Below are 25,938 nucleotides of genomic sequence, written 5' to 3' on the forward strand. Positions count from 1 at the left end.
CTCTCATGCGTCCCGTTACCCTCGCATTCGCTGGAAAGTTGCTTGTTGTGCCTTCCTGCCTGTTGACGCTTGCAGCATGCGGTGACCCCGAAATGCCGGTCGATGATGGAGCGCCGGCAGCTGAGACGACGATCGCTTCTCCCGCTGCGACCAAGCCCGAAGTTACGGCCACGCCCGCAACGGATGAGCCGATTGCCGTTCCTACCCAGGCTCCTTCGCCCAGTTCATCGCCCACTGCTTCGGCTCGCAAGGCCAGCCCTGCCCCTGTGGCGACACCTGCACCTGCCCCGACCGCAACGGCCGCTGCGGATCCGCATGCCGGGCACGACATGTCGAACATGTCGGAAGAGGACATGAAAACCATGGGACACGACTGATGAAATCGAATGGAAACAAGACCCGCCGCCCCTTTCTGCCCGTGCTCGGCACTGCACTTCTCGTAGCATGCACAGGCGCAGCTCAGGCTGCGAACTTCACCATGTACCGCGATCCCAGTTGCGGATGCTGCGAAGCCTGGGCAGCGCATATGCGCCACGGTGAAAAGCACGAGGTCGAGACGGTCGATCACCCCGACATGGCGTCGGTAAAGACTGAGCACGGCGTGCCAGATGACTTGCGTTCGTGCCATACGATGATCGCGGACGGCTATGTGATAGAAGGACATGTGCCTTCAACTGACGTCGAGCGCCTGCTCGCTGAAAGGCCCGAATGGGTCCAGGGTCTGGCGGTCGCAGGTATGCCGCTCGGCTCGCCAGGTATGGAAGCCGGGGGACGGACCCAGCCCTATCAGGTCATCGCTTTCGGCAATGGCCGCCGTGAGATTTTCGCGTCCTATCCCTGATCTCGATCACACACTCCTGCCACGCAGAGGAGGCCGACTATGAGCTGTTGCGATACCCATCACACGGAGGATGCGAGAGGGGAAGGCAGCGCGATCGATCCCGTCTGCGGCATGAGTGTTACGATCGAGGGCGCCACACATGTCGCTGAGCAGGATGGTGCGACCCACTACTTCTGTTCGGCGCGGTGCAAGGACAAGTTCGTAGCCGACCCGGAGCACTATCTTTCGGGCGCGCATCTCAATCAGGTTGAGGACGTTCCCGAAGGGACGATCTATACCTGTCCCATGCATCCCGAGATCCGCCAGGTAGGACCGGGAAGCTGCCCCATCTGCGGTATGGCGCTGGAGCCCGAGACGGTCAGTCTGGAGGATGGACCCGATCCCGAACTCGTCGACATGACGCGGCGCTTCTGGGTCAGCACGCTCTTCACCTTGCCGTTGTTCGTCTACGCGATGAGCGACATGGTACCCGGGATCAGCTTCGACCGGCTGATCGAGCCGGCAAGTGCGCAATGGGCCCAACTGTTTCTCGCTACACCGGTGGTGCTGTGGGGTGGCTGGCCTTTCTTCGTGCGGGCGTGGCAATCCATCAAGACCCGCAATCTCAACATGTTCACCTTGATCGGTTTCGGTGTTGCGATTGCCTTTCTGTTCAGCCTCGTCGCGACGCTCCTGCCCGATATATTCCCGCCTGCCTTCCGCGATCACTCTGGCCACGTCGGTGTCTATTACGAGGCGGCGGCGGTCATCACCACACTTGTCCTGCTCGGCCAAGTGCTTGAACTCAGGGCGCGCGGCTCGACATCGAGCGCGCTGCGTGCGCTTCTAGAACTCGCGCCGCCGACAGCGGTCAAGATATTCGGGGCCGGCGACGAGCGTGAAGTGTCGCTCGACCATTTGGCGAGCGGTGACCTGCTCCGCGTCCGCCCGGGTGACAAGGTACCGGTCGATGGCGAGGTGACCGAAGGCGCGAGCTCCATCGACGAGTCCATGATCAGCGGCGAGCCATTGCCGGTTTCCAAGAAGGTCGGCGACCAGGTGATCGGCGGAACGGTCAATCAGACGGGTGGCTTTGTGATGCGCGCTGGCGCAGTCGGTAAGGATACGATGCTGTCCAAGATCGTCCAGATGGTTGCCGAGGCACAGCGCAGCCGGGCACCGATCCAGCGCCTGGCCGACCAAGTCGCGGCCTGGTTCGTGCCTGCAGTGGTCGTGATAGCGGTCGTTACCTTTATTGTCTGGGCAATCTGGGGGCCTTTCCCGGCGCTGGCCTATGCACTGGTCAATGCGATTGCGGTCCTCATCATCGCCTGTCCTTGCGCGCTAGGACTAGCTACGCCGATGTCGATCATGACCGGTACCGGCAAGGGCGCCCAGCACGGCATCCTCATTCGCAACGCCGAGGCGCTCGAGACGCTTGAAAAGATCGACACGCTGGTGGTCGACAAGACCGGCACGCTAACAATGGGCAAACCCGATCTCGTAGCCGTGACCCCTCGCGATGGCCTTGATGAAACGGATTTCCTTTCCGCCGTCGCAGCAGTCGAAGCAGGAAGCGAACATCCTCTCGCCCACGCCATCGTGGAAGGCGCCAAGGCACGAGGAGTGACATTCCAAGCTGCGTCGGATCTCTCGTCCACCACCGGTGAGGGTGTCGAAGCCCGCGTAGGATCGCGCATGGTTGCTATCGGCAACGAGAAACTCATGCGTCGGCTGGGTATCGAGGATCCGGAATGGCTCGGTTCGGCAGAGGCAGGCCGCGCACAGGGCCAGACGGTAATGTTCGTCGCCATCGATGGTGCACCGGCAGGACTTATCGCGGTCGCCGACCCGATCAAGTCGACCAGCGCTGCGGCCATCCGGGCGCTGCACGAGCGCGGAATCGACGTGGTGATGCTCACTGGGGATAGCCGCGCCACTGCCGAAGCCGTGGCGCGCCAGATCGGTATCAACGAGGTCGAAGCCAACGTTTCGCCGGAAGACAAGCATCGCAAGGTCGAGGCTCTCAAGGCTTCAGGCAAGCGCGTTGCTATGGCCGGGGATGGCATCAACGATGCGCCTGCGCTGGCGGCTGCGGACGTCGGCATCGCGATGGGAACCGGTACCGATGTCGCGATCGAGAGCGCCGGCGTCACTCTGGTCCGCGGCGACCTCACCGGTGTGCTCCAAGCCATCGTCCTGTCGCGCGCCACCATGCGGAACATCCGTCAGAACCTGGTGTTCGCCTTTGGATACAACACGCTCGGTATCCCTGTAGCAGCCGGTGTGTTGTTCCCTGCCTTCGGCCTCCTTCTCAATCCGATGATCGCAGCCGCCGCGATGAGCCTCTCGTCGGTCTCGGTCATTGCCAATGCCTTGCGGCTGCGTGGGCTAAGGCTTCCGACATTGGCCGAAGGTCAGAAATGATCGCGGCTACGGCAATCGGAAAAGCTTGGCGGGTTCGCAAAGGAACCGGCCATGTCGGCCATGGATTACGATTACTTCGCCTTGATCACCGTGACGACGGTGGGCTTGGGAGGCATCTATCCGACCGATCACCTCAGGGAGATTGCAGGCATTGCGTCGCTGACGGGTTTCATCCTGATCAGATGCACGGCCCAGTACGTATACAAGACCATGAGCCAGCAGGAGGATTGAATGGCCGATAACCAGGACCCGGATCACCAGCAGCACCACGGCGGTGGGGGCAATTACTGGCGCTTCATGGCGATGGTGGCCACTTCGACCGCGATCATGTTCGGCCTGATGTATCTAAATACGTACGAGCTCGATCACGTATTCTGGAGCGAGACCCGCTTCTGGATGACTTTTGTGATGGGCGGCATGATGATGATCGTAATGCTTCTCTTCATGTGGGGCATGTACAAGGACAAGACCAAGAACTTGATCATCCTGGGCGTCGGTGCCCTGACCTTCGCGGTGGCGCTGTGGCTGGTCCGCAGCCAGGCGACCGTCAACGACGAAGAGTACATGTCGGCTATGATCCCTCACCATTCGATCGCCGTCCTGACGAGTTCGCGAGCCGAGATCACCGATCCACGCGTTCGCAAGCTCGCGGATTCGATCATTGAAGCCCAAGTCAAGGAAATCGCCGAGATGAAGATGCTGATGGAAGACATCGAAAGGAATGGTGAGATTGGCGACGGCACGCCGCTCCCCGCGCGGACCACCAGTCTGACACCGGAATTGCTGCGGGAAGCCGAAAAGGCAGTCGAGCGTCCTATTGGCCCGGAGGTCCGCGACGAGGTTACGTTGGGCGAATAGAGGCTCTGAACGGATTTATCCCGCAATTCGCGAAATCGGAAATTTGCGGGATAAAAACGCGATCGGATGGCTGTGCAGAGATGGCTCGTTGAGTGACCCTATTGGTAGCAACCGGTTTCGATGCCGCGGGGGATTTGAGGCTCTCGATTCGTCTCGGCCGCGTGTCTCACCGCCTTGCGTGAGCGAGCAGCGTCGACGTTTGAAAATCAACAAGATACGACAGGTATCCAATCGGTCCGATTCTGTTCATCCCGGGAAGGTCACAAGCTGGCTATGAATGCAAAAGTCATCACGAATTTCCAGCTTGGCAGCCGCGAATCCTCTTCGGCGCCGGATGTCTTGCCCCTGGCTAAAGAGCATGCGCTGCAATCCGCCGGAGCCGCTTTCCATGCGCTCGCCGACACCATGCCGCAGATGGTATGGTCGACTCTTCCCGACGGCTCCCACGATTATTACAATGCGCGCTGGTATGAATTCTCGGGTGTCCCTGTCGGATCAACCGACGGCGAAGGATGGGCCGGGATGTTTCATGAGGATGACCAGGCCGATGCATGGAATAAATGGAACCACAGCCTCGCTACCGGCGAACCGTACGAGGTTGAATATCGCCTGAGGCATCACAGCGGTGATTATCGCTGGATGATCGGTCGTGCGCTGCCGATCCTCAACGAGCAGGGTGATATCCAGCGCTGGATCGGCACTTGTACGGATATCGACGAGCAGAAGCGCACCGCCCTCCAAAACGAAATCCTGAGCCAGGAGCTCAGCCATCGCATCAAGAACATCTTCGCGATTGTTTCCGGTTTGATCAGCCTGACTGCGCGCGCAAATGAAGCGTTCGGCGAAGCGTCGCGCGACTTGCTAGGCCGGATTTCCGCGCTGGGGCGCGCGCACGAATTCGTCCGGCCGCACAGTGAAAAGTCCCAGCCCGAGGGCAAAGAAGTGACCCTCGCCACGCTGCTTGCGACGATCTTCGAGACCTATCCTGCCTTTTCCGAAGGAAGGATTGCGATTTCCGGCTCCGATATGGCGGTCGAAAGCCGCGCCGCCACGCCGGTCGCATTGGTGTTCCACGAGCTGGCCACCAACGCTATGAAGTACGGAGCTCTGTCCAATCCCAACGGGAGGATTTCGCTGGATCTGTCAACCGAGGACGAGATGGTCCGCTTCCGCTGGAGGGAACACGGAGCGCACATCGACAAGGCGCGTGAGCCTCAAACTGGTTTCGGAAGTCGCCTCATCGAGTTGGCCGCGAAGCAGCAGCTAGGAGGCGATTACAAAAGAATCTGGCATGACGATGGCGTTGAGCTCGTCATGGATGTCCGAAAGAGCAGGTTACAGGAGCCTAGTTGAAAAACAGCTTCAAACGGGCAGGCGGATCGATATTTTCGCCCTTCCGGATCGCAATGACATAGTCGAGAACCTGCTTGAGAATGCCGAGATCGACCGGTTTTTCAAGCGCACCCAGCGTTCCGCTTACCCCTTCGCCGAGCTGCGCGGGATTGGCCGTCACGAAGATGACCTCGATCCCGAAATCCGAGGCAAGTCTTTCGCCCACTCTGGGGCCCGTGGCTCCGTCAGCCAAGTTGACGTCGACGAGAGCCACATCGATGGCGTCCGAAGCCTTCGCCAATGCTGATTGCATGTCATCGGCAATCCCTGCGGATTCATGACCGAGATCGTGAATCACCGCCTCCATTTCGACAGCTATAAGGACTTCATCTTCAACAATCAGAATGGTGGTCGGCATGGATCGCAATTAGGGTTCGAAGGTCTGTTGATGCGCTGAGCTCAAGAGACGGGCTAGCTACATTTTTGTTCCCTCGTTCAACGCGTGGGCATTACGCTCAGGACGCTGCAGCGTGTTGAACGTCGCACGGATATGGATCGTGGTAATAGTCGATTATAACACCGGCTCGAAAGGCTGAAATTAGGGCGCTCAGCGGACGTAGGTATGGCTGGTCTCCCGGAGGCAGAGAAGCAATCTTGAGTCCCTAAAAAGGCATCAAACCAATACATTAAGCGCCATTTGCGGGCCTTTTGAGGGCTTTTTGGCCGTACCGAATTTGATAAAGATTTGAAAATACATCGGAAAAAAGATCGAATGCGATGCCTCTTCTGGCGCCATCGCTTTAAAGCTCTGCAATATAATGAGAAAATGAAGAATCTTGAGGACTCACATTGGTTCTCCAATCTATTGTCTCGGGTCGTCTTTTCCGGTTTCTTTCGGTTGTTAACGAGCCCGAATGCTAGAATCTCGGCTCGTCCCTGACTATTCTGGCCGCGAATGTTGGCGGGCCTTTTCGTGGGCTTTTGAGAAAAGCAAATTGGGAAAAGGCCCGCACATGCCTCTTACCGAAGCTCGGCTCCAAGCTTTGAAGAAGAAAACCAAACCTTACAAAGTCGCCGACCAGCGAGATTCCATCGGCATCGCCCAGCATTCGGTCCATAATAACAACATCGAAGACTTCCATCACTGCGTCACGCAGGCCCGACAGGCCATCTGTTTCGACCACGACCGTATCGCCTTCCTGCCATCCGAGCTCGTGCATTTCCGCGGCGGCGCGGAGGTCATCCTCGATAAATAGAACTTCTACGGGCCGTTGCTTTTCGTCTCTGAACGCCAATACGGCGGTCGTCATAGTCTGGCGGTTGAGCGCCCCTGCGGTAAAGCCGCAAGAAGCTGGTTAATGGGCATTGTCATCATCGTTTCAGGCCTCGCCGCTGGCGCACCGGGATGCACAACGGCCTTGTTCTTGGGTTTATTCCCGGGCGCGCTGTTCCAGCAGCAGGCACGAATTCCTGTTGCCTAACTCGCAGCCTCGCCCGAGCGCGCGATAGGCTGCGTCCAGGTCGCGCGGGCCGCCTGCGCCGTTTTCGGCAATGACCGCAAGCAGCAGGCAGGCATCCGCCACGCCGCCGGTTTCGCACAGTGAGGCGTACATCTGACGGGCTAGCGGGCGGTCCTGTTCGCCGCCTTCGCCGTCGAACGCCATCTGGGCGAGGAACCCGCACGCGTCGTTGCTGCCGAGCCTGCATCCGGTCGAGAAGCGGGACCGGGCGGCGGGCAGGTCGCGCTCGGCCACGACGCCGTTGTAGAGCATCCCGCCGAGGTTGAGGCAGGCATTGCCTTCGCCCGCATCGCAGGCGCGGGTGAACAACGCGGCGGCCCCTTGCAGGTCGCGGTCTCCGGCGAGCCCGTTGAGCAGGACCATGCCGTAATTGTCGCAGCCGAAGGCCGAACCGCTCTCGCAGGACGAGCGGAGCCATTCCGCAGCGCGGGCGGTGTCTGCCGGACCGCCTTCGCCCACCATCAGCATGTAACCTGCGCTGGCGCAGGCGTTGACGCTCCCGGCTTCGCAGCTCTGGACGAACAGCGCACGGGCCGCAGGCAGGTCTGCATCCCCGCCTTCGCCGTATTTGAGCAAGATCGCGCGGTTGTTGCACGAATCGACCATGCCCGCCTCGCACGCTTTTGCATACGCGGCACGCGCCTCGACGAGATCGGCGGGATCGCCGGAATAATTGTTGTAGAGCAGTTGACCGAGATTGAAGCAGGCGCCGTCATAGCCGCCCTGGCACGCGTACCGAAAATTGCGCGCCGCCCCGGCGAGATCCTGCGGGCCGCCCGCGCCATCCTGCAGCAAGGCCCCCAGCAGGTTGCAGCCCATCATGGCGCCCTCGGCACAGGCCTTTGCGGAGAAGCGCCGGGAAAGCGCATGGTCGAGCGCGACCTCGCGCCCCTCATAGGACTTGATCGCCATCGCCATGCACGCATCCGCGTCGCGATCGTCGTCACAGGCTGCCGTCAGGCTTTCGGCGGTTTCTGCCTGAGCATGAACGGCCGGGCCGGACACCAGCCCTGACAGCATCGCGACCAGAACCAGGGCGAGCGAGGCGCGCAGGGCTTGCCTCAGGACTGCGGCGGGCGGGATGGCGACTGTCATGATCGTCCTTTCGGTAGAAGCTTGGCGTGCAGGATCGGGCCGCGTTCAGTCGAACCGAGGTGCGCGGTGATATTCCAGCGCCATGCGGAAGGGTTCTACCGGCACGATCGCCTTGCGTTTCTCGAACACGATCTCGCGTCCGCGTCTCCTGCGGACCTCGTATTCCTTCTCGGCGAAGCGCTCTGCGCCTGTTTCATCGAGCAGCCTGATCGTGACCGTCTCCGGTCCTGTGGACGAGGCGAGCAGGGCGGCGCTGTCCGCACGGTCGAACACGAAGCGCGCGCTGGTCGGTCCGGCGGGGCCGGGCACGCGCGACCCTTCATAACTCGTCGCGCCTGCCATCAGGAATGCGCGTGCGGGAACAGGGTGTGCGTCGTACTCGCCTTTGGCGGCAGTCAAAACGAGACGGCTGTCGGTCAGCACCGCCAGTTCGAAACCGCCCTCAAGCGTCATCGCGCCCGCTGCGACCATATCTTCGCCGCGCGTTTCGTCAGGATCGCGAAAACCGGTCATTTTGTCGAAATCGGGCGCTTCGCCATCATGGAGGTAACGCAGCACGATTGTGCCGCGATAGGCCGCTGGCTTCGCGTAAATTGCTTCCATGTCCTGCGCCATGAACGTGCCGAGATGTGCGCCGGGTGCCATGAAGCTTACGGGGCTCTGCGCGGCCTGCTGGCAGTGATCTTCCAGTATTTCCGCCTGCGAAGCCATCACCTCCGCCGAGGGCGCATCTCCGCCCCGTGCCGACAGGGCCTGCCAGGCCCTTGCCGCGCGCGGGCGCAGGTGGGCGGTATCGCGCGCGCCCTTGCAGGCCGTGTCGGCGGGGAGGAAGTGGTGCAGGGCGAGCATGAATTCGCCCTGGCGGTTAAAGTAGTCGCGGATTTCGCCGAGTGCCTCGCGGCGGGGCAAATCGCCGCACGGCGCGGTGAAATTGGGGGCGACCCGCGCCAGCAACTGGTCGTATTCGGAATCGAGGCGACCCAGCATCAACCGCCGGCGCATCTCGCGATAGACGAACTGGCCTTCGGGCGTGAAGGCATCGCACTTGCGGTCGAGCCATTCGGCCTGCGAGACCAGCGAGAACAGCTGCGCCTGCTCCGAGGGCTGCTGGGCCGACGCGGGGTAAGGGACGAGCATTGTGACGGTCGCGATGGCGCCTGCCAGTCGGCCGAGATTCTTCAAGCGGTGCATTGCGGTTTCGATCCTCACTGGCCGCCCCCGTTCGCGGCGCCCGGGTAGTCGTAGTGTGTTTCGCCGACGACCTGCGTTTCGGTGAACGCGACGCGGCTGATCGACAGGGCGTGGTCCGACTGCTCGAAATCGATGTTCGCAATGCCGCCGGTCGCGCAGCAACCGGGATCGCCCTCGCGGCGCACCAGCGCAAAGGCGCTGCCCTCGCGCAGGTTGAAGCCGACCGGGCTGGCCAGCGAAAATCCGGCAGGCAACAGGCGATCGGCCTCGCGCATGATCGCGTCGGCGCTGGTCCAGTTCCAGCCCTGGCGGCTGTTCATCAGGACGAGATCGGCATTGCCGAGCCCGCGATTGCGTGCGGGCAAGTGCAGCAGGAACCTGCCGTCGCCATCGCGCACAGCGACGGGCGCGTCGAAATAACCTTCGGTCTGGTGGGACAGGAGCAACACGGGCACCGCTCCGTCCTGCTCGATCAGCACGGCCATCTCGCTCGCCGGATCGTCGTTCGGTTGCAGCGCCAGCAATTGCCAGTGCAGCGTGGTGTCGAGCGCCAGCGCAGCGATCTGCCCGCTGGCAAGGACACGGCAGTCGGCGCGCGTGCGGTACAGGCAATCGCTCGCCAGCCCCGCTGCGTATCCGTCGTCGAGATCGACCGCGCGTTCGATATCGTCGCGCGCGCAGCCGCTTTCATAGCCGCCGTCCGGGCAGACGAGGGTGTAGGGATCGTCGAACATCTCCGGTTCTTCGCCATCGATCGATCCCGGATCGGCCGATGCAGCCGTGGTCAGGCAGGCCAGCATCGTCAGGCCCGCACCGATAGTCGCTCGATAGTTCATGGATCGCTCCTCACGCGTTCGCAGGCCGGGCGGAAACGCAGTTCGCACGCCCGGCGATAGCCTTCCTGTGCCTTGGCGGGATCGGCCTCGGTCATCCCGCGCCCTTCCTCGACCATGCTGGCGGCGCGGAAGCAGTTGCGGCCGCCATAGCTGTTCTGGCAAAGCCACAGGTAGATGCCGAGCGCGCCGGGATCGTCGACCGCTCCGCCTTCGCCGTTCACCAGCGCATCGGCATAGTTCTGGCAGGATTCAAACAGTCCGCCATCGCACCCCTTGCGGAACGCTGCGCGGCCATCGATCATGTCGGGTACGCCGCCTTCGCCCGTCATCGCCATCACCCCGTAATTCTGGCAGGCGGTGGCATCGCTGTCCTCGAAACAGAGGCCGCGCAGGATCGGGCGCGCCTGATCGGGCAGACCCAGCCGCATGAATTGTCGCACGCTCTCGCGATCCTGCTCGATCGCCTGATCGTCCCGTTGGCCCGACGCCTGCGCAGCAAGCGGCACGCCGGCGGCGAGGCAGCCAAGGGTGGCCAGGCCGAGGAAAAATCGTCTCATTTGCATATCGCGAGATATTCCATCAGCGTGCCTAGGCCGCCCTGTTCGCTATTGGCATAGGCTGCGTAGAGTTCGTCGGCCTTTTCTTCCGCCTTGGCCTCTTCCTTGCCCAGTCTTCCGACGTCCGCCGCATCGTCCAGCTGGCGCACGGCTTCGTCCCGCCAGAAGGGCTCGCGCGCGGCTGCGTTCGCGGCGGACAGTTCCGGGCGCAGCGCCGAGACGAACAACGGATCGGCCGCGGTTTCGACCGCATAGTTCCAGCGATTCCAGACGGCAGCGCACAGCAGCCGCTCGTCGGTGGTCTGCGGCGTCAGGCCCCACTGCGTACCGGCTTCGAACGTAGCATTGTGCGTGGCAGCGTCGACCATGCCGGGCGACGGTTCGCACGGGTCTCCGCGTTCGGCGCGCTGCTCCTGCTCCCTTGCCCAGGCGAGTTCCTGCTCGGACACCGGACGGGCGGCAGGCCCGCCCAGACTGTTGAGGACGATTTCGGTCTTGCGGAACTCGCAGAGCTGGACATCGCGCTGGTCCTCCGAGGGCTCTGCGCCGGTCTGCTGCGTGCCTGCAATGGCGGCCAGGGTAAGGGCGGCTGAGGCGACGGCCAGCATCACGCACCGACCTGCTGCGCCAGCGTGCAGCCGTCCTGGATGCCGAGTTTGCAGCCCAGGGCGAAGAATCGCTTGGCGGAGGCAGGATCGGCTGCGCCGCCCTGGCCGTCGCGCGCCATGATCCCGGCGTTCATGCAGGCCCCGGCATTGCCGGTGTTGCACGCCTGCGCAAAGCTGCTGCGCGCTCCGGCAAGATCCTGCGCGATGCCGGAACCGGAATATTGCGCCACGCCGTATTCGAGGCACCCGTCGGACTTTCCCGCCTCGCACGACAGCTTGAACGACTTGGCCGCGCCCGCCGCATCGACTGGACCGCCGCCTCCGTCGCGCTGCAGGATTGCGAGCGCGTAGCATCCGTCGGCCGCATAGCCGGGGCAGGCACTGGAGAGATACTGGCGTGCCTTGCCATAGTCCGGGCCGCTGCCGACGCGTCCGAAATAGTAGCTCGTGCCGAGTTCGTAGCAGGAGGTCGCGAAGCCAGCCTTGCAGGCCGTGGTCAGCGGGGCAATGGCCCCCGCATGGTCTTGCGCGCCGCCGCGCCCGGCCTTCAGCATCGAGCCGTAATTCTCGCAGGCTTCGGCCACCTTGCTGGCGCAGCCCTTCTGGTAGGCGCGACGGGCGAGCGGCAAGTCGGCCCCGCCGCCTTCGCCCTTGGTCGCCATCGCGCCGAGATTGGTGCAGGCCGCGCCGTTGCCTTCGGTAAAGCACCCTGCATCATAGCGGCTGCGCGCCATGGCAAAATCGCCCGCATTGTAGGCTGCCTGGCCTTTCAGCGCTGCACTTTCGCCGCCCGCTTCGACCACCATCGGGGGCTTGGACGCGGCTGCAGCGGTTTGCGTTTGGGCCGTTGTCGGGGCTTTCGCATCCGCCTCTGAGCACGGCTTTCCGGCATTCTTTACCTGCTCGTAGCGCAGCGCCCAGCCGATTTCGTCGTCGCTTACGCGACGCTTGGTGGGGCTGGAGCTGTTGAGGTTGGCGAAGATGTCGTCGTACTTGGCCTTGCACGCCCGCTCGGTGGCCGAGCTGCGGTCGACCTGCGCCATCGTGGCTTGCGGTCCAGCAAGGAACAGGCTGGCCATCACGGCAGCGGCGATTGCGAAGTTCTTCATTGTGGCCTCGTGTCTATTGGCAAACGGGGTGGCTGCTCGAAAGGCGGCGGGAGCCGGTGCAGTTGTTGAAGCGGTATCGGTCGCGGGTCTGCTTCGCGATGTCGGCGCTGCTGGGCGTGGACACCGGCTGGAAGGACGAACCGGAACTGCGCGGAGTGTAGCTCGACCCGTTCGACCCGTGCTGTGCCTGCCAGCGGGCGGAACTTGCTCCGGGCATGTTCGTGCAGTTCCAGATGCCGCACTCGGTGCTACGCTTGTTGCGGGCGATCTGCGACGCTGCGATCTGTGCCACCGGACCGGACGGGAACCAGTATTCGAGCACGTAGAAGTGGTCTTCGAAGATGGTCGAAAGCGCGCCCGCGCGCGCTGCGGCGAGGGTCGCTTCCTCGGCATGGCGCTTCGACCGCATGTGATAGAGCGAGTAATAGAGCGCCCCGTCGTAGTCGCGGCGCGCTATGTAGCGGTCGAACACCGCCTGCTCCTGCGCCTCAGCCTGCATCCGGGCATTGCGGGCTGCGTCGATCGCCGCCTGCCGCTCGGCTTCCGCCTGGTGCCGGAGCGATTTGAGTCGCGCGCCGAACGCGCACACTTCCGCGCTGGCCGGATCGTCGGGCATGCAGGCGCTGAGCGCGATCTGCTCGGCCGGAAGCCGGTCGTCGAGCGAATAGAGAATGCGGGCAAGGTCGATGCACGAGCGGCGATTTCCCGCGCTGCAATTGACCCGGCGGTAGCGGAGCGCCCTTTCGGCATCGAACTGGGGCGATCCCGGCTCGGCGAAGACCGCCTCGGCGACTTCGCAGCCGTCGCGGTCCTGCCCGCTGCACGCCTGCACGGCGAAGTTGCCTGCGCTGGCAAGGTCGCGTTCGACATCGCCTTCGCCAGCGTAGAAGATCAGCGCGAGCCGTCCGCATGCCGCAGCCTCTTTGGCGGTGCAGGCCTGTTGCAGGAAGCGCAGGCTAAGGAACGGGTCGTAGGCTGGATTGTCCACGTCGGACAACAACATCCCCGCGCGCGAACAGGCCGCGCGGTCCCCCGCTTCGCAGCGGGCTGTGGCCTGCGCCAGGTCGCCGCCACCCTGTGCTGAGGTGCCATTCGTGGGCGCCAGCGCCGCCACGGCCAGCGCGACCAGGATGCCGAGACGGCCCATCACCCGCTTCACCGGCATTTCACGATCCGCGAGCCCACGATGCCCGGTTCTGCCGGACGATAGATCACCTCGCATGACTTGCCGAGCGATCCGACCGGCTTGGCGGTCGCCTGCTGCGCCTGCCGTGCGCGATCTGCCGCCGCGCGCTCGGCCCAGCGCTGGCCTTCGTCCTGCGTTTGCTTTTTCGCACGCAGGCGGCGCATGTATTCGTCGAAAATCAGCCGCGTCGCGGGCGGATTGTACTGCCAGTAATGCTTGGTCGCGATGGTGTAGACGGCTTCGTCGCTGAGGCCGCGCACGCCGTTCTTGCCGAGCTTGACGATCAGCTCGCCCAGATAGTCGCCATCCTCGTTCGGCTGGAACAGGTCCTTGCCGTAGGGATAATGATAGACGAGGTAATCGGCGACCGCGCCGGGATCGCCGGTCTGGTCGACATAGGCGCGCAGTGATGCGGCGGACAAAGTGCCGAGCGCGTTGAGATCGCGTTGCACATGTCCCTGAGCGGTGGTCGCGGCCTGCTGCTGTTTCATCTGCTCGGCCTGGACGTAGAGATCGGCGCAATCCTGCGCAGTCTCCAGTACGTAGGCTTCAAGCCCGGACTGGCCGCGCTGTTCGCGCACCTGCGTCCAGAACCGCCGCGTTTCGGCATCGGCGCTGTCCTCTGCGGCAAGGCTGCCGCCGGTCAGGGATATGAAGTGATCGATCACGAAATCGGACGTGACGGGCAGCTTCATGCCCTTGCTTTCCGCGACATTGAGCGCGGCGGCGCATTCCCAGATCTCGTCGGCGTCATCCTCTGCGCCATTCGCAGCCAGCGACGTTGGCAACGCGAGCGCGAGGCCGATGGCAAGCGCCGAGGCAGTGCTGGCGCGATGGGGGAAGGCCGCCGGTCGCATCACAGCCCTGCCACCTGCTTGTCGCACTCGCGCGCATTGTAGATCATGTCATTGAGCGCCTTGTCCGCGCCCAGCACCTTGCCGCGCTTGCGATACTTGGCCTTGGCCGCATCGACCTGCTTCTTCGCGTCGATGCCGTTCGCCTCGGCATAGCTGATCAGCCATTCGCCCCATTGTTCGGAGGAGTGGCCAAGGGTGACGCCGTTGGATTCGGCGACGTTCACGACGTAAACGCAGTCGCCCATCATCTTGGCGACCTCTTTCGGGGTCGGCTCCTTGGCGGCGGCGGGAAGCGACAGGCTGACGGCAAGCGTTGCGAGCGCGGCGTAACGGAAAGCAGTGGAATTCATCGGACCCCTCCTGAAAGTGGATGGGGAGGGGATACTCGGCCCGGTGCCGCGCCGGTATGCACGATTGCTGACAGGAAGATGACAAATGCTGTCATGCACCGGTGACGGTGCCCTGCCGCCCGTCGTCCCGCGATCCTAACAGCACTTGTAACGGGTCAATCGGGCCGCTCCGCGCTATTTCCCCGATCGCGACCCGGCGGCCTTCGGGCCGTCCTCCTTCGGACCGCTCCCTTCGGGGAGGGGTCCGCCTTTTGCCTTGCACTCGGCCACGAAGGGACAGAATGGAGAGCACGGCGCGAATTGCAGCGGGCACAGGTGGTGAGATGAAGATCTTGTATGTCGAGGACGACCTGCGCGCAGCAGAAGAGGTCAAGCAGCTCGCCTGGCAGGAAGGCGACACGATCGTGGTCGAAACCAATGGCAGCGACGGGCTGAAACGCGCGGGGCTGGAACCGTTCGACGTCATCATCATGGACCGGATGCTGGGCGATGCCGATGGCCTGTCGCTGGTCGGGCGGTTGCGCGAAAGCGGGGTCAGTACGCCGGTGCTGATGCTGAGCGCGCTCGGCCGCACGAGCGACCGCGCCGAAGGGCTGGAAGCGGGAGCAGACGATTATCTCGCCAAGCCGTTCGAGGCGATGGAATTGCTTGCCCGCATCCGTGCGCTGCATCGCCGTGCGGCAGGGCGGGAACACAGCGCGGTCATCCTGTTCGGTGCGTTCGAATGTCACGTGAAGGCGCGCACCGCATTCCGCGACAATCGCCACATCGCGCTGAGCCCGCGCGAGTTCGAGCTGTTCCGCTATTTCATGGAAAATGCGGGCGAGGTGGTGACCCGCGAAATGCTGCTGCGCGACGTGTGGAATATGTCGTTCGATCCGCAGACCAACGTCGTCGACGTCAATGTCGGTCGCCTGCGCCGCAAGCTGGAAGAAGGCTTCGACAGCCCGGCGCTCGAAACCGTCTGGGGCGCGGGATACCGCCTTTTGCAGGGGCGCTGAACCATCCTTTCGCCGCGCTCCATATTCACCCGGATCGTACTGCTATCGGCGCTGTTGTCGTCGGTCCTGCTGCTGGGCCTGTGGTGGATCACCGACCAGACGATCTGCGAAACCTTCGCCGCCTCCGCGCGCGAAAGCGTCGATGTCGATCTGGCCGGTCTGGCGGATATCCATGCAAGTGGTGGACGCGAGGAGCTGGAACGCCGCATCGCCGATCGCCTCGCCATGATCCCGACCGATGGCGGCAGGCCGCACTACCTGCTGGCCGATGAGGCGGGGCGCAAGCTGGCGGGAGACCTCGCGCGCTGGCCGGACCTCGACCCGGCGATCTCCGAAAGCGGGACGATCGCGATCGGATCGAACTCGACCGCCTTTGGGCGAGCGACCTTGCTCGACGAAGACCTGCGTCTGCTCGTGGCGCACGAGCCGCCCGACCGTTCGGAGATCCTGCGTCGGGTCGGCTGGGTGTTCCTGCTGGGCGGAGTGGTCTTCGTCGCCTGCACTGCCGTGTTCGCTCAATCGGCCAGCGCGCGCGTGCGGGCGCGGGTCGGCCGGGTGAACGAAGCGTTCCGGCAGGGCGACGAAGCGGCGCTCGACCGGCTGGCAGCACCCCGGCGGCCCGATGAGATCGACCGCATCGCCAGCCAGGCCGCCGAAGCGGTGCGGCATGCGCGGAACCTGATGCAGGCCTATCGCGAGACGTCGGAGCAGATCGCGCATGAAATCCGCACCCCGCTCATGCATCTCGATTCGCGCATCGTGAAGGCCCTGGCAAAGCAGCCCGATGCGACCGCGAGCGCTCATCTGGTCGAGGCGCGATCGGACATCCGGCGGCTGGTAGCCTCGCTCGAAGCGCTGCTCGATATTGCTTCGAGCAAGGCGCAGGTGGGCGATACGAGAGGCATGGTGACGGTCGACTTTAGCGCACTTGTCGAGCAGATTTGCGAACTATATCAGGATAGTGCCGAAGAGGCCGGGTATGCCTTGCGATGGAATGTGACGCCTGGCGTCGCGATCGCCGGGGATGAAGCGCAATTGGGACGGATCGTGACCAACCTTCTCGACAACGCGTTCAAGTACAACCGGCCCGGCGGGGTTATCGAGGTCACCATCCAGCCCGGCCCGCGCCTCGTGGTGACGGACGAAGGACCAGGTGTTCCGCCCGATGAGCGCGAGAAGGTGTTCGAACGGTTCTATCGCAGGCGCGCGGCCAGTAGCGAGGTCCAGGGCAGTGGCATGGGCCTGGCCCTCGCGCGCGCCATTGCTGAGCGGCACGGGCTGTCCCTGGTGCTGGAAGACAGCGCCAGCGGCGCGCAATTCGTCCTGGCCCGCGCATGAGCGGAAGCAGTGCTCCTCGATCGGCGCTGCGAGCCGCTGCGCTGGGCGCGTTCGTCCTTGTTTCGGCGGGATGCAGCGGCACGCCCGCTGAGCGACCGGGACAGAGCGCTTCTGCGCCGGCTAGCCTCACCAGCACGGAGCGGCTGGCGGATGATCTGGCTGAAGCCAGCCTTGCATACGACAATGGCGACCTCTCCGAGCTGACCGTTCGCCTGCGTGCGATCGAACTGGCCGGGGCGCAGCCATCGGATGAGCCGGGGCAAGCTGCGCTTGTCGCATGGAGGGGTGTCGTCCCGCCAGGCGACATCCCGTTGCGCGGGCGGGTGCTCGGCCCGGCCTATCTCACCGGCACGCTGGCTGCGGGGGCCGAAATCGATACCGAACAGCTGCTGATGGGCGGGCAATCCGTCAGCATCGCGGCAGGCACCGCTCCGCGTAAAGGCTTGCGCCTGCGCGTCTTGCGCGGGGACGGCAAGATGGTGTGCGAACAGACGCCCGCCCATGCGCGCGAATGCCGCTTCGTGCCGTCCTACACGCAAAGATACCGGATCGTGTTGCAGAATACGGGCACAGGGGAGGCGCGTTATCACATCGTTTTCGACTAGGCGGCTGTTGCTTGCCGGGGCCGGGGGATGGGTACTGGCGTTCGCGTCGCCGACGGCAGTTGCTGCGCAGGAAGCGGGCAGCCCCTATTCGACCGACCTTCCCCAATTCGCGCATCTGCGCGCGCTGGAAGACCGTGCGACCGACCTCCAGCAGAACGGGGCGCAGGACGCGGCGGGTCGGGCTGCGATCATCGCGGCGTGGCGCGATTTGCAGATTGCGGCGCAGCGCACGACCATGCCGGACGGGTCCGTCCATCCGCTCGCTCAGGTGGTGCGCATCAAGATCGCCTCGCAGCTCTACGCCGATGGCCAGATCGACGAGGCCCTCGCCGAAGTCGAGCCGGGTCTGGAGGCCACCCGACCCTATCTCGACGAATATCCCGCTGCGATGGCAGAAGGGGCTGCGCTGCTCGGCGTGTTGCTGACGCACAAGGGAGAGCCCGAGCGGGCACTGGCCCTTGTCGAGCCGCTCTATGCCGATTTTGCCGAACTGGCCGCACGGGAAGACAAGGAAGGGCTTGCGGTAGCGAAGTCGAACCTCGAATTTTCGCTGTCGCAGATCAATCTCCGCCTCGGCCAGACCGCCGAAGCGTTGCGATACCAGAAGGCGAGCCTCGACACCCGCGAGGCTGCATTCGGCCCGAACCATCCGGACACGGTGGCGGGCTATTACGGCTATGCACAGACCCTCCGCCGGGCGGGGCAGATGGAGGAAGCGGAGCGGTTCGCCCGTATCGCTGTGGAGCGTGCCACCGGCCACGTCGATCCGTCGCACCCGTCCTATGCCCGCTCGCTGGAGATGCTCGGCATCGTGCTCGCAAATTCGGGCAGGCCGATCGAGGCGACCGATTTCCTCACGAGCGCGCTCGAGCTCAAGCGCGAATACGAGGGCGCCGACACGCTCGTGTTCGGATATGGCATCCACAATCTCGGCACGATCCTGTTGCAGCGCGAGCGTTACGAGGAAGTGCAGCCGCTCTTCACCGAAGCCGAAGCGCTGATGTCGCGCTATCAGGGGCCAGCCAGCGCATTCCCGATCCTGGCTCTGGCGTATAACGGACAGGCGTCGCTGGCGCTGGGCGATCCCGCGCAGGCGGTGCGCCTGCTGGACGAAGGCCGTCAGCGGATGGGCGACGACACGCAGGATGTCGAGGCGCTCGGCCGTCTCCTGCCGGACCTCATCCGCGCCCACTTGCTGCTGGGCGACCCGGCGAGTGCGCTCGCCCGCGCGGAGCTGTTCGAAGAGCGCATTCTGGCGAGCGACACCACGGACACGTTCGAGGTTGCCTTCGCCACGCTGTTGCGCGCGCATTCGCAGGTGGTGGCTGGCGCGGGGCGGGAGGAGGAGCGGAAGCTGGCGGCGCGCAATCTGATCGAAGCCGTGCGGCATCCGGGCCGGTTCGACCGCGCATCTGGGCTTGAAGTGCGGCATCTCAGCGCGCTCGACCTGGTCATGGATATTGCCGCGGAAGACGACGATGCCGAGCTGATGCTGGCGGCGATGTCGCTGGTCAGCCGCTCCCACTTGTCTCGCGCTCAGGCGATCCGCACCGAGCGCCTTGCTGCCTCGGACCCGGGTCTGGCGGACCTGCTGCGGGCGCTGCGCGAAGCGGAAGATGCGGTCGACGAGGCCGATCGCGCGCTGCTGCTGGCGCTCGCCCGCGGTGAATCGGCCGATCTCCTGCGCGAAAGCCTGGCTGCCGCGCGAGCGCAGGCGGCGGCGTATCGCGACCAGCTCGCCGCGCGCTATCCCGGATGGGACCGCGCGCTGGAGCAGACGCCCTCGATAGCGGCATTGCAGGCAAGCCTTGCCGATGGCGAAGCAATCCTGTCGTTCGCGCCGATCTATTACGGCACCTATGCGCTGCTCGTCACGCCCGACACTGCCGTCGCGCTGGATCTGTCCGCGAGCCGCAAGTCGGTGATCGACCTCGCCAACAGTCTCGGGGCGAGCGTGCGTGTGGGCGGGTTCGACGGCCCCGCTTCGCGCGGCCTCGGTGCCAGCCTGTTTCCGGAGCCGATGATGGAACGGCTGGCGAAGACGCGGGCGCTCAAGCTTCACACTGGCGGCCCGCTCGCATCCCTTCCGTTCTCGCTGCTGCAAGGTTGGGGCGGCGGGGCCGACACCGCGTTTCTGCACGACAGGTTCGCGCTCAGCTATCTGTCGGACCTCAGCGTGGAAGGCGCATCGCCGACACTTCCGGGCGAACGGGACGCGCCGCTGTCGCTGGTGGCGTTCGCCGCACCCGCGCCGTTCGGTGCCGCCGGCGCGAGCGAGGACGCCGTGCCGCAGCGCAGCCCTTCCCGCATCAGCGACTATTTCGATCGCGCCGCCGCTAACGCCGATGCGCTCGCCAGCCTGCCCTCTCTCCCCGGCACCGCCAATGAAGTGCGCGCGATTGCTGCATCGATATCGTGGGACACGGCGACCCTGTTCCTTGCCGAGGATGCCAGCGAAGCAAACTTCCGCAGCGCACAGGCGAGCGAAGCCGACGTGCTGGTGATCGCGACCCACGGGATCGTTGCGGGCGAGGTAGAAGGCATTGCCGAACCTGCGCTGGTGCTGTCGCCCGGCGCACCGGGCGGTGACGACGGTCTTCTGACGGCTGGGGAAATCGCGCGACTGAGGCTGGTGGCGGACTGGACCATTCTGTCTTCCTGCGACAGCGCAGCGGGGATGAGCGGCGGCCTGCCCGCGTTTTCCGGCCTCGCGCAGGCGTTTCGCCAGGCGGGCGGGAAGGATCTGCTGGTCACGCACTGGAAAGTGCGCGACGACATCGCTGCCTATGTCAGCACGCAGGCGGTGCTCAATTATCGCAGCGGCATGACCAAGGCCGAAGCCCTCCGCGCGGCGATAGACAGTCTGCGCAAGGAAAGCGGGATCACCGGCGCGGATGAGCCGTTCGCGTGGGCGCCGTTCGTGCTGATCGAAGGCTGATCGCCTATTCGAACCTGTCGCGATTGGCGCGGCGCAGGAATTCGGCCATTTCCGGCGTCAGCTTGCGCATCTCTTCCGCCTTTTTCTCGTAGGCATAGGCATTGGGTACCTCGACCCGGCCGCTGTCGGTCCCCTGACCGGCGCGGTACATGGCGGCGGCCTGCACGGCCCCGTCCAGCTCCCCGTGCTCCGCGGCGCGCTTGAACATTTCGAGCGCGAGCTTGTCGTCGCGCGCCACGCCGCGTCCTTCGCGCAGGGCATACCCCGCGGTCAGCTCTGCCGGGCCGTATCCCTCCATCGCCGCCTTGGCGATGAATTCGAAGCCGCGCGCATGGTTGGCCGGGATGTTCTTGCCGGCAAGCAGTTCGAACCCGACATCGTTCGCAGCGATCACGCTGCCATTGTCTGCGGCCCGCTTCATGTAGAACACGAATTTGTCCGCATCCTTGGCCAGCCCGGTGTGCCCGTCGAGGTAGAGCGCTCCGAGCTTGCGGCTCGCGAGGATATCCCCGCGCATCGACAGCTCGACTAGGATTTCGAGTGCCTTCTCGGTGCTCTGGGGCAGCAGCCATTGTGCGCCAAGGTTGGTGAGCAGCGCCTGATAGCTTTCATCGTCGGAAGTGGCTGCGCTCGACTTCTTTGTGACGCGGGTGCCATAGGGTAGCTGCACACCCGTGAGGTAGGCAGCGGCCAGCGTATGCGCGGCCTTGTCTCCCGGCCTCAGGCGACCGGCGGTGGTCAGTTCGATTGCCTTGGCCAGCGCCTGCGCTTTCTCCTCGCGATAGGCGGCGGCGCGCTCCTCACCCTTGCCGTCGGCGATCTTCCAGCGATCGGTGCGCTTGAAGTCGACTTCGTATTCGCCCCGGTCGACGCAGAAGCTGCAATGCGCTGGATCGAGCACGATCCGCAGATAACCGGCCAGCGCGTCGCGATTGCCGAGTTCGGCACCCTGCTCGAAATAGGACAGCGCATCGCTGCGGTCGCGCTCGCGCCTCATCTTGGTGTAGTAGTCGGGCGATTCCGCGATCTCGCCCACGCGCAGGAAGGCCGTGCCGTCGCCCTGCTCCATCGCCATCGCATAGTATTTGAGCATGTTGCTCACGATCGCATCGCTCGACCAGATTTCTCCGAGGATATCGTCCCGGATGCGGTCGGCGAAGGCGATCTGCGCAGAGGCTTTGCCTCCGTCCGCTTCAGCCTTGAGCGCCTTCACCTCCGGATCGGCATACCACGCCTTCACCCGTTTCTCCGACGCCGCCAGCGCTTCGGCGGATTGCTGTTCCAGCATCGCGTAGGTCGGTGGGCCATTGTCCTGCTGTGCAGCGGCATTGGTGGCCGAGAGCAGCGCGGGCAGTAGCGCCACAGAGACGCACGTTAGGGTTCTGGGCATGACGGTTCTTCCTTCGGAGTAATTATGTCCACCAGGATTATTGTGCGCAGAACTTCCGCAGGAAAGTGACAAATTCCGTTAAAACCTCTTTGGCCCGGCATAACGCTTCGGACTAGTTCAGCCGCTGGTAAAGGATGCGGGGTTCATCGTGTTGTCGTGCAACCTGTTCGACGCGGCGATCATGAAGACCTGCGTCATCGGACCCGAGTTCCGCGACCGTTACCTGTCGAACCCGGACGATTCCGAAGCGTTCGAAGGGCCGGTCGTGGTGTTCGACGGGCTGAAAGACTACCACGCGCGGATCGACGATCCCGCACTCGGCATAACCGACCGGCACACGCTGATCATGCGCGGCGCGGGTCCGGTCGGCTATCCCGGTGCGGCGGAAGTCGTGAACATGCGCGCGCTGCCGTGCATCGGCGACGGGCGGCAATCGGGTACCTCTGCGAGCCCCTCGATCCTCAACGCCTCGCCCGAGGCGGCGGCGGACGGCGGACTGGCGCTGGTCGAAACCGGTGACCGGCTGCGGATCGACCTCAACCAGGGCACGGTCAACCTGCTCATTCCCGAGGCAGACACTGATGTACCTTGTCGTTCCAAGCCACTTGTACAATTCTGAGTCCTGAGAAAGCTATCGAACCAATAGCTTAAAAGGCAAATCGGGCCTTTGTGCGGGCTTCGTGATTTTCCGAACTGTATAAACATCGGAAAATGAAAGGAAAAAGAAGCTGAATGTGATGCCTCCTCTGGCCAGGAGGGAAGGGCGAGTGTCTTGGTCATCGAGGAACTCCGTTTCGAACAATGGCAGTGAGGCGTTCTCTGTATGTTCTTTCCTCGACTCCCAAGCAGGGTGTAGGAAATGGGAAAGCAACCTGGCTCTCTGGGCATCCAAGAAAAGTCGAAGGATTGGACGCGGATTGCCGTCAATCGAGCCAATGCGAGGCCCTTGTCGCGCTTGGTGGCCGTCCGTCGCGTCAAAGAAGCCGGATCCTGCGACGTCAAGGCTGGATTGAGCGCGAATCACGAGAGAGAACAATCGAACGCTTCCCTAGATGTTCCCTTAATGTTCTTTTTGTTTTCCTACACGTCTTGACCTACTGCAATCAGTTTCATCTGACCGCCAGCCCGATCGTAGTAGCACAAGGACGGTTCGTCGAAGACCACTCCTTCGCCTCGCACAATGATACGCATGTTGGCGGTGCCGAGATCGATAGCGAGGTCTGGTCCGCGCTTGGATCTAAAGGAAGGAAAGTTTATCATTCCCTCACGATAAACGTTCCGGACTCGAAAGTCTCGGAATAGTCGATGACACGATTTGTGTCCTGCTATTTGACTAAACCGAAGTTCGCGCCCACATATGGCCTATGGTCTTTTCGCAGCACATCGGCCGACATATCGCGCACGCAGGTCAGCTGCCCGCACGGGCGCACGCCTCGTCTCGACGGTCGTGATCCGGTCCGGGACGAGGCTCCCGGACGATCTACAGCCCTGCCGCGATCCTCTTGCGGCTTTCAAGCGAGTTACGAAAAATGACCATGTCCCAAAACGGCGAAAAGCCGATCATTCATGTTATCGATTCCGAAGCGGATGCGCTCTACGAACTGGCGATGTCCATCGAGGAGCGCAGTCCGGATGTTGCTGGAAGACTGTGCGAGGAACTGGATCGCGCCAATGTCGTGGCAGCCGAAGACCTGCCTCATGACGTTGTGACCATGCAATCCGAGGTCGAATTCGTCGACGAGCGATCGGGTGACCGACGCAAGGTTCAACTGGTATGGCCGCGCGATGCGAACCTGGACCAAAACCGTCTCTCCGTGCTGACCCTTGTGGGCGCCGGTCTCATCGGAATGCAAGCCGGTTCTGCGATCAACTGGCCCGACCGTTCTGGTAGAGAACGCTGCCTGCGGATCGTCGACGTGCGACAGCCGCTCAGGACTGATCGGGTGGCTTAGGTCCGCCCCGCGCGTTGCGGATATCTCAATTGCAGAGTGATCACAGTATGGCGAATATCTCGGAAAGATCACCGAACGAAACTGGATCGGTTCTGGCAGAAGCGGTAGAGCAGCGAAATGAGCTAAATTTCTGTCAGGCCTGTTCCGTTCGGAACCGGGCGATCTGTGCCGACCTTGATGATCATGAGGTTGAGCTTCTCAACCGGATCGGGCGCAGAAGGCACCTAGACCCGGGCGAAACGCTTCTATGGGAAGGCGAAGAGGCAATATTTGTCGCAAATGTCGTTTCAGGCGTAATGAAACTTTCGACCCAGACGAGCGATGGTCGCGAACAGATTCTCGGATTGGCCTATCCCTCGGATTTTATCGGTCGGCCGTTCACTGAGACCTCTCCATACAGCGTGGAGGCCCTTGGGGAAGCCGTCGTCTGCATCTTCCGGCGGCTGGACTTCGAGCGCTTTGTGCACGAACATGCTCGCCTTGAGCACAAGTTGCTAGAACGCACTTTAAGCGAACTCGATAAAACCAGACGCTGGATGCTGCTTCTCGGACGCTTTAACGCGGAAGAAAGACTCGCGACATTACTCCTTGAGGTGGCTTCGAGAAACACTTTGCCTATTGACGGTAATGCGGGCCAATTCGATGACGAACAGTTTGAACTACCCATGTCCCGCCAGCAGATTGCGGATGTTCTAGGCCTCACTATCGAGACGGTCAGCAGACAATTTACCAAATTCCGCGACGAAGGCGTGATCATGATATCGGGCCACAGAACAATAACCATTTTGCGCAGAGACGTGCTCGAAGCTCTCGCAACGTAACTGATCGGTTCTTGCTTCCTATGGGTAACAGACTGAAATCGTTAAAGCGATAATGTATCCTCGCACATTGAGAATCGCGCTTGCGCTATCTGGAAATGAGGTATCAGCCAACCAGGGCTATCTCACTTTCGAGAGTGATCGGTAACTCGGAGCCTTATTAACGATAAAAGCTCACTTTGAATTGCACATCGGTCGATAGTCGAACGAAGTGCGATAACGCCGGTTCGATAATCAAGCTTTCTCCGGCTCTGACGGCGGTTGTCGATGGACTTGGTCCAGAAGTGTGGAATTCGACCAAGCCCAAGCCAACGCAAAGTTGGCCCCAGACGCCTGGCTTTAGTCTGTGTTCGGAGGTCAGTTTGCCCGGAACAGTTTCTGCGGAGAACATCGGACTTTCGGCGTATTTGACCACATTCGGTGGGAGCTCCACTGACTGTGTCACGCGCCGAGTCCAACTGCGAGGACGATGATCAATATGCCGATCCCGAACAGAGAAACTGTTGCCGGTACAACGAGAACCTGCGTAACCACCGCCTTGCGATCCATCGGGCCGGTCCAGGTTCGAAGCTTTCCACCGCAATCGAGCGGTGAAGTCTCTTCACGCCCCGCTTGACGCGCACCCAGGCGTGCGACCCCGAAATACATTGTCGTGTACAGAACGGAAATCACGTTCGCGAAGCGCGCCGCCGTACTGCCGCCCGTCGCCAAGAATATCGCGATGAAGAATATGCCGTAGCATGAGAGCATGATCTGCCAGACCCGGGCTGGCAGCTAAAAGCCCGCATTTGCGGGAGCTACTGATGCAACCGAGAGCGGCTGCAGAATGCGGTCGAGAGCCTCGACTTCGTTTGCCGGATGGACCTCGCGCTCCGCGAGTAAGGTGTGCTGTTCAAACATGGGGGAGGTTCCTTCCTGCAGTTGACCCCGAGATTCCGGACTGTCCGATCGTAATGCCTGTCAGGAGACTGTCAGCAATTGCGCGGGCTCGGTCGGCAACCAGTCTGATCGGCTCTGGCTTGCTCGAGAGCGTGCGGAGCGTTGCGTAAAAGAGGTCCAGCCAGCGGGTGAAATGGTGCTCTTCCAGACCAGTAATCTCGATGTGCTTGCGCATGGGATTGCCTGCGAACTCACCGCTGTTGAACAACAC

29 protein-coding genes and 1 pseudogene are annotated in these 25,938 nt (G+C 62.9%); 13 read left to right on the plus strand and 17 right to left on the minus strand.

Going from position 1 to position 25,938, the window contains the following annotated elements; genetic code table 11:
* The first annotated feature begins 5 nt into the window (after nt 1-5).
* From P8Q88_RS09650 to P8Q88_RS09675, 6 genes are all read left to right on the plus strand, one after another.
* Nucleotides 6-377: a hypothetical protein gene (locus P8Q88_RS09650; RefSeq protein WP_221538600.1), complete on the plus strand. Its 372-nt coding sequence runs from the start codon at nt 6-8 to the stop codon at nt 375-377.
* Nucleotides 377-841 carry a DUF411 domain-containing protein gene (locus P8Q88_RS09655; RefSeq protein ID WP_278323609.1) on the plus strand — a complete coding sequence of 155 codons (465 nt, stop codon included), beginning with the start codon at nt 377-379 and terminating at the stop codon, nt 839-841. Before P8Q88_RS09650 ends, P8Q88_RS09655 begins: the two co-directional genes overlap by 1 nt.
* 39 nt (nt 842-880) lie before the next feature.
* Nucleotides 881-3,247 (plus strand): heavy metal translocating P-type ATPase, encoded by a 2,367-nt coding sequence (locus tag P8Q88_RS09660; RefSeq protein WP_221538604.1) that lies wholly within the window; start codon nt 881-883, stop codon nt 3,245-3,247.
* A gap of 51 nt (nt 3,248-3,298) precedes the next feature.
* Complete coding sequence (locus tag P8Q88_RS09665) at nt 3,299-3,478, plus strand: ion channel (protein WP_278323610.1); 180 nt, start codon at nt 3,299-3,301, stop codon at nt 3,476-3,478.
* Nucleotides 3,479-4,105: a DUF305 domain-containing protein gene (locus tag P8Q88_RS09670; protein ID WP_278323611.1), complete on the plus strand. Its 627-nt coding sequence runs from the start codon at nt 3,479-3,481 to the stop codon at nt 4,103-4,105. It abuts the gene before it with no gap.
* 273 nt (nt 4,106-4,378) lie between these two features.
* Nucleotides 4,379-5,458 (plus strand): sensor histidine kinase, encoded by a 1,080-nt coding sequence (locus P8Q88_RS09675; RefSeq protein WP_278323612.1) that lies wholly within the window; start codon nt 4,379-4,381, stop codon nt 5,456-5,458.
* On the opposite strand, the gene P8Q88_RS09680 is transcribed toward P8Q88_RS09675, so the two are convergent.
* The 11 genes from P8Q88_RS09680 to P8Q88_RS09730 all read right to left on the minus strand — a co-directional run bounded on the left by P8Q88_RS09680 (nt 5,451) and on the right by P8Q88_RS09730 (nt 14,746).
* Nucleotides 5,451-5,855 (minus strand): response regulator, encoded by a 405-nt coding sequence (locus P8Q88_RS09680; RefSeq protein ID WP_160662035.1) that lies wholly within the window; start codon nt 5,853-5,855, stop codon nt 5,451-5,453. The genes P8Q88_RS09675 and P8Q88_RS09680 overlap by 8 nt on opposite strands.
* 499 nt (nt 5,856-6,354) lie before the next feature.
* Nucleotides 6,355-6,747 carry a response regulator transcription factor gene (locus tag P8Q88_RS09685; protein WP_278323613.1) on the minus strand — a complete coding sequence of 131 codons (393 nt, stop codon included), beginning with the start codon at nt 6,745-6,747 and terminating at the stop codon, nt 6,355-6,357.
* Nucleotides 6,748-6,867: 120 nt separating this feature from the next.
* On the minus strand, nt 6,868-8,052 hold the full coding sequence (locus tag P8Q88_RS09690; protein ID WP_278323614.1) for a tetratricopeptide repeat protein: 1,185 nt from the start codon (nt 8,050-8,052) through the stop codon (nt 6,868-6,870).
* Between the two features lie 45 nt (nt 8,053-8,097).
* The gene (locus tag P8Q88_RS09695; protein ID WP_278323615.1) at nt 8,098-9,243 is read right to left on the minus strand and encodes a hypothetical protein; all 1,146 of its coding nucleotides are present in this window, start codon (nt 9,241-9,243) and stop codon (nt 8,098-8,100) included.
* Nucleotides 9,244-9,257: 14 nt separating this feature from the next.
* Nucleotides 9,258-10,079, minus strand: coding sequence for a hypothetical protein (locus tag P8Q88_RS09700; protein WP_278323616.1), 822 nt, complete (start codon nt 10,077-10,079; stop codon nt 9,258-9,260).
* Nucleotides 10,076-10,636, minus strand: a complete 561-nt coding sequence (locus tag P8Q88_RS09705; protein ID WP_061921394.1) for an SEL1-like repeat protein — start codon at nt 10,634-10,636, stop codon at nt 10,076-10,078. The genes P8Q88_RS09700 and P8Q88_RS09705 overlap by 4 nt, the downstream gene beginning before the upstream one ends.
* Nucleotides 10,633-11,247, minus strand: a complete 615-nt coding sequence (locus P8Q88_RS09710; protein WP_278323617.1) for a hypothetical protein — start codon at nt 11,245-11,247, stop codon at nt 10,633-10,635. Before P8Q88_RS09710 ends, P8Q88_RS09705 begins: the two co-directional genes overlap by 4 nt.
* Nucleotides 11,244-12,353 carry a tetratricopeptide repeat protein gene (locus P8Q88_RS09715; protein ID WP_278323618.1) on the minus strand — a complete coding sequence of 370 codons (1,110 nt, stop codon included), beginning with the start codon at nt 12,351-12,353 and terminating at the stop codon, nt 11,244-11,246. Before P8Q88_RS09715 ends, P8Q88_RS09710 begins: the two co-directional genes overlap by 4 nt.
* 13 nt (nt 12,354-12,366) lie before the next feature.
* Nucleotides 12,367-13,518: an SEL1-like repeat protein gene (locus P8Q88_RS09720; protein WP_278323619.1), complete on the minus strand. Its 1,152-nt coding sequence runs from the start codon at nt 13,516-13,518 to the stop codon at nt 12,367-12,369.
* A complete protein-coding gene (locus tag P8Q88_RS09725) occupies nt 13,509-14,396 on the minus strand; it encodes a hypothetical protein (RefSeq protein ID WP_278323620.1) in 888 nt (295 codons plus the stop codon). Before P8Q88_RS09725 ends, P8Q88_RS09720 begins: the two co-directional genes overlap by 10 nt.
* A complete protein-coding gene (locus P8Q88_RS09730; protein WP_061921403.1) occupies nt 14,396-14,746 on the minus strand; it encodes a hypothetical protein in 351 nt (116 codons plus the stop codon). The genes P8Q88_RS09725 and P8Q88_RS09730 overlap by 1 nt, the downstream gene beginning before the upstream one ends.
* 323 nt (nt 14,747-15,069) lie before the next feature.
* Between P8Q88_RS09730 and P8Q88_RS09735 the strand changes: the two genes are divergently transcribed.
* From P8Q88_RS09735 to P8Q88_RS09750, 4 genes are read left to right on the plus strand one after another with little or no spacing between them, the layout of a single operon-like run.
* Nucleotides 15,070-15,747 carry a response regulator transcription factor gene (locus tag P8Q88_RS09735; protein WP_083440015.1) on the plus strand — a complete coding sequence of 226 codons (678 nt, stop codon included), beginning with the start codon at nt 15,070-15,072 and terminating at the stop codon, nt 15,745-15,747.
* Between the two features lie 54 nt (nt 15,748-15,801).
* The gene (locus tag P8Q88_RS09740; RefSeq protein WP_278323621.1) at nt 15,802-17,085 is read left to right on the plus strand and encodes a sensor histidine kinase; all 1,284 of its coding nucleotides are present in this window, start codon (nt 15,802-15,804) and stop codon (nt 17,083-17,085) included.
* On the plus strand, nt 17,082-17,690 hold the full coding sequence (locus tag P8Q88_RS09745) for a hypothetical protein (protein WP_061921413.1): 609 nt from the start codon (nt 17,082-17,084) through the stop codon (nt 17,688-17,690). Before P8Q88_RS09740 ends, P8Q88_RS09745 begins: the two co-directional genes overlap by 4 nt.
* 7 nt (nt 17,691-17,697) lie before the next feature.
* Nucleotides 17,698-20,628 carry a CHAT domain-containing protein gene (locus P8Q88_RS09750; RefSeq protein ID WP_278323622.1) on the plus strand — a complete coding sequence of 977 codons (2,931 nt, stop codon included), beginning with the start codon at nt 17,698-17,700 and terminating at the stop codon, nt 20,626-20,628.
* A 4-nt stretch (nt 20,629-20,632) separates the two neighbouring features.
* Here P8Q88_RS09750 and P8Q88_RS09755 read toward each other — a convergent pair whose 3' ends face one another.
* The gene (locus P8Q88_RS09755) at nt 20,633-22,018 is read right to left on the minus strand and encodes a tetratricopeptide repeat protein (RefSeq protein WP_278323623.1); all 1,386 of its coding nucleotides are present in this window, start codon (nt 22,016-22,018) and stop codon (nt 20,633-20,635) included.
* A gap of 118 nt (nt 22,019-22,136) precedes the next feature.
* On the opposite strand from P8Q88_RS09755, the pseudogene P8Q88_RS09760 reads away from it, so the two are divergent.
* Nucleotides 22,137-22,583, plus strand: a pseudogene (locus P8Q88_RS09760) (dihydroxy-acid dehydratase); the annotation flags it as partial.
* A 515-nt stretch (nt 22,584-23,098) separates the two neighbouring features.
* Here P8Q88_RS09760 and P8Q88_RS09765 read toward each other — a convergent pair.
* On the minus strand, nt 23,099-23,278 hold the full coding sequence (locus P8Q88_RS09765) for a rod shape-determining protein (protein ID WP_278323624.1): 180 nt from the start codon (nt 23,276-23,278) through the stop codon (nt 23,099-23,101).
* 269 nt (nt 23,279-23,547) lie between these two features.
* Here P8Q88_RS09765 and rnk point away from each other — a divergent pair, with 269 nt between their 5' ends.
* Together rnk and P8Q88_RS09775 are read left to right on the plus strand one after the other, a co-directional pair.
* Entirely contained in the window at nt 23,548-23,970 is a 423-nt protein-coding gene (gene rnk, locus P8Q88_RS09770) for a nucleoside diphosphate kinase regulator (RefSeq protein WP_278323625.1), read from the plus strand.
* 47 nt (nt 23,971-24,017) lie between these two features.
* The gene (locus tag P8Q88_RS09775) at nt 24,018-24,791 is read left to right on the plus strand and encodes a Crp/Fnr family transcriptional regulator (protein ID WP_278323626.1); all 774 of its coding nucleotides are present in this window, start codon (nt 24,018-24,020) and stop codon (nt 24,789-24,791) included.
* A gap of 157 nt (nt 24,792-24,948) precedes the next feature.
* On the opposite strand, the gene P8Q88_RS15065 is transcribed toward P8Q88_RS09775, so the two are convergent.
* The 4 genes from P8Q88_RS15065 to P8Q88_RS09790 form a co-directional block, all read right to left on the minus strand.
* Entirely contained in the window at nt 24,949-25,179 is a 231-nt protein-coding gene (locus P8Q88_RS15065) for a TehB-like domain-containing protein (RefSeq protein ID WP_446532553.1), read from the minus strand.
* 50 nt (nt 25,180-25,229) lie between these two features.
* Nucleotides 25,230-25,499: a hypothetical protein gene (locus tag P8Q88_RS09780; RefSeq protein WP_278323627.1), complete on the minus strand. Its 270-nt coding sequence runs from the start codon at nt 25,497-25,499 to the stop codon at nt 25,230-25,232.
* Between the two features lie 63 nt (nt 25,500-25,562).
* A complete protein-coding gene (locus P8Q88_RS09785; RefSeq protein WP_278323628.1) occupies nt 25,563-25,688 on the minus strand; it encodes a hypothetical protein in 126 nt (41 codons plus the stop codon).
* A partial coding sequence (locus P8Q88_RS09790; protein WP_512700433.1) for a globin family protein occupies nt 25,681-25,938 on the minus strand: 258 nt, incomplete at its 5' end. The genes P8Q88_RS09785 and P8Q88_RS09790, both read right to left, overlap by 8 nt.

It is taken from the genome of Qipengyuania marincola, assembly GCF_029688625.1.
Lineage (GTDB): Bacteria > Pseudomonadota > Alphaproteobacteria > Sphingomonadales > Sphingomonadaceae > Qipengyuania.